The 13,837-nt window shown below is 70.6% G+C and carries 11 protein-coding genes; 1 reads left to right on the top strand and 10 read right to left on the bottom strand.

Translation table 11 applies throughout. From position 1 onward, the window contains the following. Positions 1–65: 65 nt before the first annotated feature. Entirely contained in the window at positions 66–1,244 is a 1,179-nt protein-coding gene (locus AQJ11_RS19595) for a TraR/DksA family transcriptional regulator (RefSeq protein ID WP_059264033.1), read from the bottom strand. Positions 1,245–1,960: 716 nt separating this feature from the next. Here AQJ11_RS19595 and ileS point away from each other — a divergent pair. Beyond that, entirely contained in the window at positions 1,961–5,104 is a 3,144-nt protein-coding gene (gene ileS / locus AQJ11_RS19590) for an isoleucine--tRNA ligase (protein WP_059263879.1), read from the top strand. Between the two features lie 170 nt (positions 5,105–5,274). On the opposite strand, the gene AQJ11_RS19585 is transcribed toward ileS, so the two are convergent. From AQJ11_RS19585 to ftsW, 9 genes are all read right to left on the bottom strand, one after another. After that, positions 5,275–6,408, bottom strand: coding sequence for a DivIVA domain-containing protein (locus AQJ11_RS19585; RefSeq protein ID WP_158506438.1), 1,134 nt, complete (start codon positions 6,406–6,408; stop codon positions 5,275–5,277). 55 nt (positions 6,409–6,463) lie between these two features. Next, complete coding sequence (locus AQJ11_RS19580) at positions 6,464–6,754, bottom strand: YggT family protein (protein WP_014672162.1); 291 nt, start codon at positions 6,752–6,754, stop codon at positions 6,464–6,466. 60 nt (positions 6,755–6,814) lie between these two features. Next, entirely contained in the window at positions 6,815–7,456 is a 642-nt protein-coding gene (locus tag AQJ11_RS19575) for a cell division protein SepF (RefSeq protein WP_014672163.1), read from the bottom strand. 128 nt (positions 7,457–7,584) lie between these two features. Continuing rightward, the gene (locus AQJ11_RS19570; protein WP_058080214.1) at positions 7,585–8,304 is read right to left on the bottom strand and encodes a YggS family pyridoxal phosphate-dependent enzyme; all 720 of its coding nucleotides are present in this window, start codon (positions 8,302–8,304) and stop codon (positions 7,585–7,587) included. 6 nt (positions 8,305–8,310) lie between these two features. Then, a complete protein-coding gene (gene pgeF, locus AQJ11_RS19565; protein ID WP_059263878.1) occupies positions 8,311–9,042 on the bottom strand; it encodes a peptidoglycan editing factor PgeF in 732 nt (243 codons plus the stop codon). Further along, the gene (ftsZ, locus tag AQJ11_RS19560; RefSeq protein WP_014672166.1) at positions 9,039–10,247 is read right to left on the bottom strand and encodes a cell division protein FtsZ; all 1,209 of its coding nucleotides are present in this window, start codon (positions 10,245–10,247) and stop codon (positions 9,039–9,041) included. The genes pgeF and ftsZ overlap by 4 nt, the downstream gene beginning before the upstream one ends. 279 nt (positions 10,248–10,526) lie before the next feature. After that, positions 10,527–11,321, bottom strand: coding sequence for a cell division protein FtsQ/DivIB (locus tag AQJ11_RS19555; RefSeq protein ID WP_059264032.1), 795 nt, complete (start codon positions 11,319–11,321; stop codon positions 10,527–10,529). A 29-nt stretch (positions 11,322–11,350) separates the two neighbouring features. After that, positions 11,351–12,439, bottom strand: a complete 1,089-nt coding sequence (gene murG, locus AQJ11_RS19550; protein ID WP_014672168.1) for an undecaprenyldiphospho-muramoylpentapeptide beta-N-acetylglucosaminyltransferase — start codon at positions 12,437–12,439, stop codon at positions 11,351–11,353. A gap of 6 nt (positions 12,440–12,445) precedes the next feature. Beyond that, complete coding sequence (gene ftsW / locus AQJ11_RS19545; protein WP_014672169.1) at positions 12,446–13,825, bottom strand: putative lipid II flippase FtsW; 1,380 nt, start codon at positions 13,823–13,825, stop codon at positions 12,446–12,448. Between the last annotated feature and the right edge of the window lie 12 nt (positions 13,826–13,837).

Below are 13,837 nucleotides of genomic sequence, written 5' to 3'. Positions count from 1 at the left end.
GAGTCCCTCAACCTAGGTGCCTGACTGAGGACGAGACTACGGCACGCCCTGAGGGCCCCTCGCGCTCAGGAGCGGCGTTCCTGCTTCTGCTTGCACTCCACGCACAGCGTGGCCCTCGGGAACGCCTGCATCCGGGCCTTGCCGATGGCGTTGCCGCAGTTCTCGCACAGGCCGTAGGTACCCGCGTCGAGCCGTTCCAGGGCGCGCTCGGTCTGGACGAGCATCTCGCGCGCGTTGGCGGCCAGCGCCAGCTCGTGCTCGCGCGTGATGTTCTTGGTGCCGGTGTCGGCCTGGTCGTCGCCCGCGCCGTCCCCGGAGTCCCGCATCAGGCCGACCAGGGAGGCCTCGGACGAGCTGATCTCCTCCCGCAGCCGCTCCAGCTCGGACTGCAACTCCGCGCGGGCCTCGTCGACCTCTTCCGCGGTCCAGGGGTCCTCACCGGGGCGTACCGCCAGTTCGCCGGGCTCCACCGCGCCGAGCCGCGCCTTGGGAACGGCGGTCTGCTCCGCCGTGGCCGTGCCAGGAGTCTTCTTCGCAACCACCGTCGTGGCTCCCGTCTGCTTCGCGGCCCGCGCCGCGCCCGCGTCCTTGGTCGTGCTCTTGCCGGCCGTCTCCTTCACCGCGGCCGTCTCCTTCACCGCGGCCTTCCCGGGGGCGGCCTTCTTGACGATGGCCTTCCCGCCGACCGCTTCTTCGGCGGCCGTCTCCTTGGCGGCCGTTTGCTTCATCGCCGACTTCTCCGCCGCGGCCGTCCGCTGGGCGGCCGACCTCTTCGTGGCCGTCTTCTTCGCCGCGGACTTCTCCGCCACGGCGGTCCTCCTGGCCGCCGCGTCCTTCCCAGCCGCCTCCTTCACGGTCTCCTTCAGGGCCTCCTTCACGGCCTTCGCGGCCGGCTTCTTGCCGGTCGTCCTGCCGACGGCCGTCCGGTCGGCCGCCGTCGCCCTGACGGCCGGCCTCTTGGTGACCGCCTTGGCGCCCGCGTCCTCCTTCGCGGCCGTTCTGCCGGCAGTTTCCTTCACAGCCGCCTTCTTCGCAGCCGCCTTCTTCTCGGCAGTCTTCTTCTCAGCCGTCTTCTTCGCGACCTTCCCCGTAGCGGCCGATTTCCTGCCGACGACCGCCTTGGTGCCCACCGCTTTCGTGGCCACCGCCTTGGTGGCCACCGCCTTCGCGGCAGCCGTCTTCGTGGCAGCCGCCTTCGTGGCAGTCACCCTGCCGGGCGCCGCCTTCTCGGCCACCGCCTTCACGGCAGCCGTCTTCGTGGCGGCCGTCGTGCCCGGGGCCGTCTTCTTGGTGGCAGGCCTCGCGCCAGTCTTCCCGGTCGCCGGCTGCTGTACGGCGGTCTTCTTCGCCACCATGGCCGCGGCCCCTTCACATATTGTGATCTTGCTCGCGAATCGTGCTGGGACGATAAATCGACTTGAGTCCCGCGGCAACGGGGCACACCGCCCGATTCGCCCGCCCGCACCCCCCGAGCCACGGGCATGCATCCGTTGTGCCCAGCTCCCCGCCGGGTAATCCGCCGGGCCGGACCCGCGGCGACCCCGGCGCCCGCTCCCCTCGCCGTTCGGGTCATACGGCCCGGTCGGCGGGCCCCGCCGGCGCCGCGCGGAAAACCGGTCCGCCGCTGTCCGCGCGGCGCCGTACACTGGGCGGAGCGAGAAGCGTGGATGGGGACGAGTAGCGGCGTACGCAGCCCAGAGCGACCCGGGGACGGTGTGAGCCCGGGGGCGAGCGCGACGTGAAGATCACCCCGGAGCCGCCGGAAGAAAGCCGCAGCCGCAGGGCGGCGGCGAGTAGAACCGGCTTCGCGACCCCAATGAGGGGGCTCACCGACGCGTACGGCGTGGCGGAGGGCCAAGGAGGGTGGTACCGCGGGAGCGCGCCGCACACGGCGTAGACAGGAACGAAGGCTCTCGTCCCTCCGACGGAAGGCAGCAAGTCCGTTGGAGGATGCTCGCAGATGACAGCGCCGACGTACCGCCAGGTGCCCGCACAGGTCGACCTGCCCGCTCTTGAGCACGCCGTGCTCGACTTCTGGCGCGAGCAGAAGATCTTCGCCAAGAGCCTGGAGCAGTCCGAGGGCCGCCCGGAATGGGTGTTCTACGAGGGCCCGCCCACCGCGAACGGCATGCCCGGCGCCCACCACATCGAGGCCCGCGTCTTCAAGGACGTCTTCCCCCGCTTCCGCACCATGCGCGGCTACCACGTGGCCCGCAAGGCGGGCTGGGACTGCCACGGCCTGCCCGTCGAGCTGGCCGTCGAGAAGGAGCTGGGCTTCTCCGGCAAGCCGGACATCGAGGCGTACGGCATCGCCGAGTTCAACGCCAAGTGCCGCGAGTCCGTGACCCGGCACACCGACGCGTTCGCCGAGCTGACCACCCGCATGGGCTACTGGGTCGACCTGGACGACGCCTACCGGACCATGGACCCCGACTACGTGCAGTCGGTGTGGTGGTCGCTGAAGCAGATCTTCGACAAGGGACTCCTCACCCAGGACTACCGGGTCGCCCCCTGGTGCCCGCGCTGCGGCACCGGCCTGTCCGACCACGAGCTGGCGCAGGGGTACGAGACGGTCGTCGACCCGTCGGTGTACGTCCGTTTCCCGCTCACCTCCGGTCCGCTCGCCGGCCAGGCCGCCCTCCTGGTGTGGACGACGACCCCCTGGACCCTGGTGTCCAACACGGCGGTCGCCGCGCACCCGGAGGTGACCTACGTGGTCGCCACCGACGGCGAGGAGAAGCTCGTCGTCGCCGAGCCGCTGGTCGCCAAGGCGCTCGGCGAGGGCTGGGAGACCACGGGCCAGACCTTCACCGGCGCCGAGATGGAGCGCTGGACGTACCAACGTCCGTTCGAGCTGGTGGAGTTCCCGGCCCCGGCGCACTTCGTCGTGAACGCCGAGTACGTCACCACCGACGACGGTACGGGCCTGGTGCACCAGTCCCCGGCCTTCGGTGAGGACGACCTCAAGGTCTGCCGCTCCTACGGCCTGCCGGTCGTGAACCCGGTCCGCCCGGACGGCACCTTCGAGGAGGACGTCCCGCTGGTCGGCGGCGTCTTCTTCAAGAAGGCGGACGAACAGCTCACCGACGACCTGAACCAGCGCGGCCTGTTGTTCAAGCACCTGCCGTACGAGCACAGCTACCCGCACTGCTGGCGCTGCCACACCGCGCTGCTCTACTACGCGCAGCCCTCCTGGTACATCCGCACGACGGCCATCAAGGACCGGCTCATCCAGGAGAACGAGAAGACCAACTGGTTCCCGGAGACGGTCAAGCACGGCCGGTACGGCGACTGGCTGAACAACAACATCGACTGGGCGCTGTCCCGCAACCGCTACTGGGGCACCCCGCTGCCGATCTGGCGCTGCGAGGAGGACCACCTCACCTGCGTCGGCTCCCTCGCCGAGCTGAGCGAGCTGACCGGCACCGACCAGTCGGGCCTCGACCCGCACCGCCCGTACATCGACGAGGTCACCTTCGCCTGCCCGCACGAGGGCTGCGGCGCGACGGCCACGCGCGTGCCGGAGGTCATCGACGCCTGGTACGACTCGGGCTCGATGCCGTTCGCGCAGTGGGGCTACCCGTACAAGAACAAGGAGCTGTTCGAGAGCCGGTACCCGGCACAGTTCATCTCCGAGGCGATCGACCAGACCCGTGGCTGGTTCTACACGCTGATGGCCGTCGGCACGCTCGTCTTCGACAAGTCGTCGTACGAGAACGTCGTCTGCCTGGGCCACATCCTGGCCGAGGACGGCCGCAAGATGTCCAAGCACCTGGGCAACATCCTCCAGCCGATCCCGCTCATGGACCAGCACGGCGCCGACGCGGTGCGCTGGTTCATGGCCGCCGGCGGTTCCCCGTGGGCCGCGCGCCGGGTGGGCCACGGCACCATCCAGGAGGTCGTCCGCAAGACGCTGCTGACCTACTGGAACACCGTCGCCTTCCAGGCCCTGTACGCCCGTACGTCGAACTGGGCGCCGTCCGCGGCGGACCCGGCGCCGGCCGAGCGGCCGGTGCTGGACCGCTGGCTGCTGTCCGAGCTGCACGCGCTCACCGACCAGGTGACGCAGGCACTGGAGGCGTACGACACCCAGCGCGCCGGCAAGCTGCTGTCCGCGTTCGTCGACGACCTGTCGAACTGGTACGTCCGCCGTTCCCGCCGCCGCTTCTGGCAGGGCGACAAGGCCGCGCTGCGCACGCTGCACGAGGTGCTGGAGACGGTCACCAAGCTGATGGCGCCGATCACCCCGTTCATCACCGAGCGGGTGTGGCAGGACCTGGTCGTTCCGGTCACCCCGGGCGCGCCGGAGTCCGTGCACCTGGCCACCTGGCCGCAGGCGGACCTGTCGGCGATCGACCCGGAGCTGTCGAAGCAGATGGTCCTGGTCCGCCGGCTGGTGGAGCTGGGCCGTGCCACGCGCGCGGAATCCGGTGTCAAGACGCGTCAGCCGCTGTCGCGGGCGCTGATCGCGGCGACCGGGTTCGAGGCCCTGGACCGGGAGCTGCACGCGCAGATCACGGAGGAGCTGAACGTCGAGGGCCTGGCGTCGCTCAGCGAGGTCGGCGGCAGCCTGGTCGACACGACCGCGAAGGCCAACTTCCGGGCGCTCGGCAAGCGGTTCGGCAAGCGGGTGCAGGACGTGGCGAAGGCGATCGCCGCCGCCGACGCCGCCGCGCTGTCCCTCGCCCTGCGCGAGGGCACGGCCTCCGTGGAGGTCGACGGTGAGACGGTCGCCCTCGCTCCGGACGAGGTGATCATCACGGAGACCCCGCGCGAGGGCTGGTCGGTGGCCTCCGACTCCGGCGCCACGGTGGCGCTGGACCTGGAGATCACCGAGGAGCTGCGGCAGGCGGGCCTGGCCCGTGACGCGATCCGGCTGATCCAGGAGGCCCGCAAGAACAGCGGACTGGATGTCGCCGACCGGATCGCGCTGCGCTGGACCTCCACGGACCCGGCCGTGGTCGCGGCCCTCATCGAGCACGCGGGGCTGATCGCCGACGAGGTCCTGTCGACCGACTTCGGCCAGGGTGAGGCCGACGACAGCTTCGGTGAGCCGTTCACCGACGAGGGGCTGTCCCTCACGTTCCGGCTGCGCAAGGCGTAAGCGCCGAGCGGTTCGAAGAAGGGCCCGGTCTCCCCAGGGAGGCCGGGCCCTTCGCTCATGGTTCCGTCCGCGTGCAACGCGCGTAAAAAGGGCGGGCCCCCAGGACCGAAGTCCGGGGGGCCCGCCCTATCAGACGCTGCCGACGCCGTTGTCGTACTGGTGCCCGGTGCTCAGTTGTCGTCCTCGTCGATCAGGAACCCACGCATCGGCGAGGGAGCCTGACCCATCGGGGACGGGCCCTGCGGGCGGACCGGGGCCATGGGCTGGGTCATGGCCGGGGTCATCTGCTGCTGACCGCCGTAGGACGGGGCGGACGGCGAGGGGTTGCCGCCCATCGCCTGGTTGCCGCCGTAGGACGGTGCGCTCGCGCCGGCCGGGGCCATGGAGGGCGCCGGGGACGGCGGCAGGGACGCGGCGGCCGGAGTGCGCGGCGGGGCCAGCGAGTCGTCGGCCTGGGTCTCCAGCTGACGCAGCTGCGACTCCAGGTACGACTTCAGGCGCGTGCGGTACTCGCGCTCGAAGCCGCGCAGGTCCTCGACCTTGCGCTCCAGCGTGGCGCGGGCGGACTCCAGGGAGCCCATGGCGACGCGGTGCTTCTCCTGCGCGTCCCGCTCCAGGGCGTCGGCCTTGGCACGGGCGTCACGCTCCAGACCCTCGGCGCGGCTGCGGGCCTCGCCGACGATCTTGTTGGCCTCGGAGCGGGCCTCGGCGATCGCCTGGTCGGCGGTCTGCTGGGCCAGCGAGAGGACACGGGCGGCGCTGTCGCCACCGGGGCCCTGACCGGGGCCGCCCATCGGACCGCCCATGGGGCCACCCATGGGACCGCCCATCGGGCCGCCCATCTGCTGCTGCATGGGCGGCTGTCCGCCCATCGGGCCCTGACCCATCGGACCCTGGCCCATCGGGCCGGGACCCTGCGGGCCGCCCTGACCGCCGGGGCCGGCGGGCAGCTGCGGGGCACCGCTCGGCAGCTGGGGCGGACCACCCATGGGGCCACCCATCTGCTGCTGCGGCGGGCCCGATATCCCGGCGGGCACCGGAGCGCCGGGACCTCGCATGCCCTGCTGCTGCTGGTGCTGCTGCTGGTCCTGCTCCGGGGGCTTGCGCGCGTTCTGCTGGTTCTGCGCGGCGGCACGGGTGGCCGCGGCCAGCTTGGCGCGCAGGTCCTCGTTCTCGCGGAGCAGACGCGTCAGTTCGGCTTCGACCTCGTCGAGGAAGGCATCGACCTCGTCCTCGTCATAGCCTTCTCGGAGGCGGACGGTCGTGAACTGCTTGTTCCGCACGTCCTCGGGGGTCAACGGCATCTCTTCACCTCAACGTAGTCATCGGCAGTCGGCAAGACCGGATCGTCCCCCATCCTCATCTCACGAAGTTCCGCACGACGGCGATGAGAATGTAGACGATGATCATCAGTACGAAGAAGGACAGGTCGAGCGCCACGCCCCCGAGACGCAGCGGCGGGATGAACCGCCGCAGAAGCTTCAGCGGTGGATCGGTGACAGTGTAGGTGGCCTCCAGTACGACCACCATCGCCTTGCCGGGTTGCCACGAGCGGGCGAACTGGAAGACGTAGTCCATGACCAGCCGGAAGATGAGCACGACGAGGAACACCATCAGCGCGATGTAGATCACCTGCGCGAACACGCTCATGGCCTGTGGTTCCCTCTCCCCTGTTCCGTGCTCTTCCGTGCTTCGATCCGGTCATACGTCTCAGCTCTGGTTGAAGAACCCGCCCTCTGCGATGCGGGCCTTGTCCTCCGCCGTGACATCGACGTTAGCAGGAGACAACAGGAACACCTTCTGCGTCACCCGCTCGATGCTGCCGTGAAGACCAAACACCAAACCGGCCGCAAAGTCGACAAGTCGCTTGGCGTCTGTGTCATCCATCTCAGTCAGATTCATGATCACCGGGGTGCCCTCACGGAAGTGTTCCCCGATGGTACGGGCCTCGTTGTAGGTCCGCGGGTGAAGCGTGGTGATCCGGTAAGGCTCTCGTTCCGACACGACCTTGGGCATGATCACCGGCGCGTTCTTCTCCAGGGACTGACGTTCTTGTGTGATGGATGCCACGGGCGCGATCCGCGCCGGACGTCCGGATTCCGCGGCGAGCGAAGTCGAACGGGCCACCGGTTCGCGAGGCGCGGGCGGTTGTGCGATTCGCACCTCTTCGTCCCTTTGGGACTGGTGTGCACCGTGCGACTGGTGCGACGGCTCGTGCCGTCGGTGGTCCCGCTCGGGCTCCGGGTCCAACTCGGGCTCGAAGTCGTCGTCGGGGTCGAATCCGCGGCCGTCGTACCCATCGTCCTCCACGAGGCCGAGGTAGACCGCCATCTTGCGCATCGCGCCGGCCATGCTCTGAGTCCTCCGCTCTGTGGTGGATCGACTGACGACTGCCAAGTGCCCGCGATCCACGTGGTCGTTGTGCCCGCATTGGCGCGCACTGACCATATTTTCTGCTGTGGTCCGACTTCCTGGCGACGTTACCCGAGCCTGGGGCGGACTCCGAGTACCGCGGTGCCGACGCGCACATGTGTCGCCCCGGCGGCCACGGCCTGTTCGAGGTCCGCGCTCATCCCTGCCGACACCATGGTTGCAGCCGGATGAGCCCGGCGCAGGTCAGTCGACAAAACCACCAGGCGCTCGAACGCCGCCTGTTCGCGTCCCGCGTACTCCCCGGTGAGCGGAGCGACGGTCATCAGTCCGTCGAGCCGCAGTCCGGGTGCCTCGGCGACGAGGTCGGCCAACTCTTCGATTCCCTCCGGGCCCACGCCACCGCGGTCGCCCCGGCCGCTCGCTCCCGCGTCGAGCGCGACCTGGATCAGACAGCCCACCTCGCGCTCCGCCCGCACCGCCTCCTTCGACAGCGCGGCGACGAGCCGCGAACGGTCGACCGACTGCACGACATCGGCGTAACCGACCACGGAACGCACCTTGTTGGTCTGCAACTGACCCACAAAGTGCCACTTCAGGGGCAGATCCGCACAGGCGGCGGCCTTCGGGGCCGCGTCCTGGTCGCGGTTCTCGGCGACGTGGCGCACACCGAGTTCCGACAGGATCCGCACATCGCTCGCCGGGTAGGTCTTGGTGACCACGATCAGGGTCACCTCCTCCCGGGCGCGCCCGGCCGCCGCACACGCGGCGGCGATGCGCTCCTCCACCTTCGCCAGATTCGCGGCGAGTTCGGTCTTACGGTCCGTCATGCCCCATCAGTCCAGCCAGACATAGCCCGCGAGCCGCCCGGTGGTGCGGTCGCGGCGGTACGAGAAGTGGTCGCCCGACTCCAGCGTGCACACCGGCGCCTGCGCCCGGTCGCACACCCCGAGCCGGTCGAGCTGCGCGTGCACGCCGGCGCTCACATCGAGCGCCGGCGTGCCCCAGCTCGTCTCGGCGTGCGCCGCCGGCTCGACGGCGGCCACCTCGGCGCGCATCGCCTCCGGCACCTCGTAGCACCGGCCGCACACGGACGGGCCGCTGCGGGCGACGATCCGGCGGGTCTCGGCACCGAGTTCGACCATGGCGCGCACGGCGGCGGGGACGACCCCCTTGACCATGCCGGGCCGGCCGGCGTGGGCCGCCGCGACGATACCGGCGACGGGGTCGGCCAGCAGCACCGGCACGCAGTCGGCGGTGAGGACGGCGAGGGCGAGCCCGCGCCGGGCGGTGACGATCGCGTCGACCTCCGGCACCGGGTTCTCCGTGCCCCACGGCTCGTCCACCACGGCGACGTCGGCGCCGTGCACCTGGTTCATCCAGACGACCCGGCCGGGGTCCAGGCCGAGCGACTTGGCCGCCAGCTCCCGGTTGCCCCGTACCGCCTCGGGTGTGTCGCCGACCGCGCCGCCGAGGTTCAGCTCCTCATACGGAGCGGCGCTCACCCCGCCCCACCGGTCGGTGAAGGCGAAGTGCGCGCCGCTCACGCTCTCGCGCTGTCCTATCACTTGAGGAAGTCCGGGACGTCCAGCTCCTCGGCCGCGCTGTCCGAGTAGGTCCGGGGCGCCGGCGGCACCGGCGGGGCGACCGGGATCTCGGCCACCGGCTCGGGCGCCGGCTCCGGCTCCTCCTTCGGCTTGACGCTGCCCAGCGAGCCGAAGGACGGACGGCTCGGCTCGCTCGGCCGGGACGGAGCGGGCTCCTCGCGGCGGGCGGGGGCCGGTCCGGAGGCCGTGCCGAGGACGTTGTCGCGGCGGGCGGGCGGCTGACCGCCGTCGAAGCCGGCCGCGATCACGGTGACCCGGACCTCGTCGCCGAGGGCGTCGTCGATGACCGCGCCGAAGATGATGTTGGCCTCGGGGTGGGCGGCCTCGCTGACCAGCTGGGCGGCCTCGTTGATCTCGAACAGGCCGAGGTCCGAGCCGCCGGAGATGGAGAGCAGCACGCCGCGGGCGCCGTCGATGGACGCCTCCAGCAGCGGCGAGGAGATCGCCATCTCGGCCGCGGCCACCGCACGGTCGTCGCCGCGGGCCGAGCCGATGCCCATGAGGGCCGAACCGGCCTCGGACATGACCGACTTGACGTCGGCGAAGTCGAGGTTGATCAGGCCGGGGGTGGTGATGAGGTCGGTGATGCCCTGAACACCGGAGAGCAGGACCTGGTCGGCGGACTTGAAGGCGTCCAGGACCGAGACCTGGCGGTCCGAGATGGACAGCAGCCGGTCGTTCGGGATGACGATGAGGGTGTCGACCTCTTCGCGGAGTTCGGCGATGCCGTCCTCGGCCTGGTTCGCGCGACGCCGTCCCTCGAAGGTGAACGGGCGGGTGACCACGCCGATGGTGAGGGCGCCGAGCGAGCGCGCGATGTTGGCCACGACGGGCGCGCCGCCGGTGCCGGTGCCGCCGCCTTCACCGGCCGTCACGAAGACCATGTCGGCCCCCTTGAGGACCTCCTCGATCTCCTCGCGGTGGTCCTCGGCGGCCTTGCGGCCGACGGCCGGGTTGGCTCCGGCGCCGAGTCCGCGGGTGAGTTCGCGGCCGACGTCGAGCTTGACGTCGGCGTCGCTCATCAACAGCGCCTGTGCGTCGGTGTTGATGGCGATGAACTCGACGCCCTTGAGACCGACCTCGATCATCCGGTTGATGGCATTGACACCACCGCCGCCGACACCGATGACCTTGATGACTGCGAGGTAGTTCTGCGGTGCTGCCACGTCGAAGGCCTCTCGCCTCGAATTACGTTGTCGCCGCCGTGCGGTGCCCCGCGCCGGGACGACGGATGCCGAATGGGACGGTCCGTAACGCCGACCCGAACCCTAACCCTGAAGTTTAGGGTTACCAGTGTGTCTGTTCCCTGGAGTCTTCTGAACAGGACACTAAGTCGACAAGTGGCGCCCGTTCAACGAACACGCCGAACCTCCCGTTTTTCTTTTCACCCTATGTGATCAGCCGTAGCGGTGCCCAACCAGGGTGCTGGCCTGCGCGGATGTGCGTCAACTACCCGATGACGCAGGGGCGGTGGGGACGCTGACATCGAAGTGCCGCGCGCCGGGAGATGCTTTCATGAGAGCCGTGAGGGCCCGTGCCTTGGCGCGGCCCTGTTCGCCGCTGCCCCACTCGACGGTGCGGCCGCCGGCCAACTCCAGCGTGATGTCGTCGTAGGTGCGCACGTGGACGCTCCGGGCGGTCTTCGCCACGGCGGCCGGCAGGTCCCCCGCGACCCGGACCGCCTCGCGTACCAGCCGGTCGGTGCCGAAGCGCCGGAAGCTGGCGGCGCCCGGACCCGTCCGGGACGCGGACAGGCGCAGCATCGGAACGCCGTTCGGCGCCTGCGCGACCGTGGCGAAGCGCACCCCGTCGTCGTCGACTTCGACGAAGTTCGCGCCCTTTCGGATCAGCAGCACCGGAGTGCGCTCGATCACTTTCAGGCTGATTCCGTGCGGCCAGGAACGCGCCACATCAACGGTGTCAATTCGGGGCAATTTCCGACGAAGTCGGGCTTCGATGGCATCCATGTCGGCGGAAATCATCGGTTTTCCGACAGGCACGGCCGCCGCCCGGCGCACCTCGGCCGGCGTCAGCACGCGCGTGCCCGACACCGAGACGTGCTCGACGCGCAGCCACGACGAGCCGTACAGGACCCAGACGGAACCGGCGCCCAGGAGCACGAGGAGGGCGGCCAGGGCGGCGATCGCGCGAAGGCGCCGCCGGCCCGGCCCGCGGGCGGGCGGCGGGCCGGACGACTCCTGCTGGCGTTCACCGCGCTCGGCGGTGGAGGGTCCGGCCACGCTGCTCACTGCCCTTTCGTCATACGGTCCTATCGGCGCGAGGCGATCGCCTCGTACACCATGCCGACGAGCAGGTCGTCGGCGTCCCGGCGGCCGAACTCGCTCGCCGCGCGGGACATCTCGTACAGCCGGTGCGGGTCGGCGAGCACGGGCAGCACGTTCTGCTGCACCCACTCGGGGGTCAGGTCCGCGTCGTCGACGAGGAGTCCGCCGCCGGCCTTGACCACCGGCTGGGCGTTGAGCCGCTGTTCGCCGTTGCCGATGGGCAGCGGGACGTACGCGGCCGGGAGCCCGACGGCGGAGAGTTCGGCGACGGTCATCGCACCCGCGCGGCAGAGCATCATGTCGGCCGCCGCGTACGCGAGGTCCATCCGGTCCAGGTAACTTACCGGGATGTAGGGGGGCATTCCCGGCATCTGGTGCACCTGCGGCAGTTCGTTCTTCGGGCCGACCGCGTGCAGGATCTGGATGCCGGCCTGCTGGAGCCACGGGGCGACCGCCTGGGTCACCTCGTTCAGCCGCCGGGCGCCCTGCGAGCCGCCGGAGACGAGCAGCGTGGGCAGGTTGGGGTCGAGGCCGAAGCGGTGGCGGGCCTCGGGACGGACGGCGGCGCGGTCCAGCGTGGCGATGGAGCGGCGCAGCGGGATGCCGATGTAGCGGGCGTCACGCAGCTTGCTGTCCGGGGTGGAGACGGCGACCCGGGCCGCGTACCGCGAGCCGATCTTGTTGGCCAGGCCCGGACGGGCGTTGGCCTCGTGGATCACGATGGGCACGCCGAGGCGCTTGGCGGCCAGATAGCCGGGCAGGGCGACATAGCCGCCGAAGCCGACCACGCAGTCCGCCTTGGTGCGCTCCAGGATCTGCTCGGCCGCCTTGATCGTGCCGCGCAGCCGGCCCGGGACGGTGATCAGCTCGGGGGTGGGCTTGCGCGGCAGCGGCACCGCCGGGATCAGCGCCAGCTCGTAGCCGCGCTCCGGGACGAGCCGGGTCTCCAGGCCGCGCTCCGTGCCCAGGGCCGTGATCCCCACGGTCGGGTCCTGCCTGCGCAGGGCGTCCGCGAGGGCGAGCGCGGGCTCGATGTGGCCGGCGGTCCCTCCACCGGCGAGTACGACATGCACCGAAATTCACCGCTCTCCGGACGAACGCGCCGCCGAGGCACGCCGTCGCATCGTGTTCCATCTCCGAGGAGCCCCGGTCGGCCTTTTGACGGGCCCTGGGTCTCCCGCCCGCTTTCTACCAAAGCGAGGTTGCCGCATCGCAAGCGCTGCCCGCGCAGCGGGCTCGTCGCGCGCGAAGGCGATCAGCAGCCCGATGGCGAACATGGTCGGCAGCAGGGCGGACCCTCCGTAGGAGAACAGCGGGAGGGGGACACCGGCGATCGGCAGCAGACCGAGCACCGCACCGATGTTGATCACCGCCTGGGCGGTGATCCAGGTGGTCACGCCTCCCGCGGCATACCTCACGAAGGGGTCCTCCGTGCGTCCGGCCACGCGGATACCCGCATAGCCTAGAGCCGCGAACAGGGCGAGCACCGACAGCGTCCCCGCCAGGCCCAGTTCCTCACCGGTGACGGCGAAGATGAAGTCGGTGTGCGCTTCCGGGAGTTGGCCCCATTTTTCCACACTCGCGCCGAGTCCGGAGCCGAAGAGCCCGCCGGAGGCCAGGGCGTAGATGCCGTGCACGGCCTGCCAGCAGTCGGCGACCCCGGCCTTGGGCTCGGTGGCGCCGATGCAGGCGAGGCGGGCCATCCGGTTGGGGCTCGTCTTGATGAGCGTCACACCGATCAGGCCGGCGACGGACAGCACGCCCGCGAACAGCCGAGTCGGCGCGCCCGCCAGCCAGAGCAGGCCGAAGAGGATCGCCGTGAGGATGATCGCGGTGCCCATGTCGCCGCCGAGCATGATCAGCCCGAGCAGCAGGAACGCGACCGGGACCAGCGGCACCAGCATGTGCTTCCACTGGGTCAGCAGCTTCCTCTCCTGCTTGCGGGCGATCAGGTCCGCCCCCCACAGCACCAGGGCGAGCTTGCCGAACTCGCTGGGCTGGATCTGGAAAGAGCCGCCGAGGGAGATCCAGTTCTGGTTGCCGTTGACCGCCATCCCTATCCCGGGCACCTGCACCAGGGCCATCAGGAAGACGGCGCCGGCGAGGATCGGGTAGGCCAGCGCCCGGTGCAGCCTCACCGGCATGCGGGAGGCGGCGAACAGCAGTGCGCCGCCGATCAGCGCGGCGAGGAACTGCTTGCGGAAGAAGTACGACCCGGGCAGCGACAGCTGGAGCGCGGTGATCTGGGAGGCCGAGTAGACCATCACCAGGCCCAGCACGGTGATCAGCACACTGCCGCCGACGATCAGGTAGTAGGCGGTCAGCGGCCGGTCCCAGGCCCTGCGCGCGCGGGTGTAGAGCCGTTGTACGGGGTTCTCGCGCGGGTGCCGGGGAACGGCGGCGCGCGGGCGCCGGGACGCCCGCTGCACGGGTGGCCGGCCGGTACGGCTACTGGGCATCGGCGCCTCCGT

The organism is Streptomyces corchorusii (assembly GCF_001514055.1).
Classification (GTDB): Bacteria; Actinomycetota; Actinomycetes; order Streptomycetales; family Streptomycetaceae; genus Streptomyces; species Streptomyces olivaceoviridis.
The sequence above is the reverse complement of the archived record's forward strand: the minus strand, read 5'-3'. Positions and strand labels throughout refer to the sequence as shown.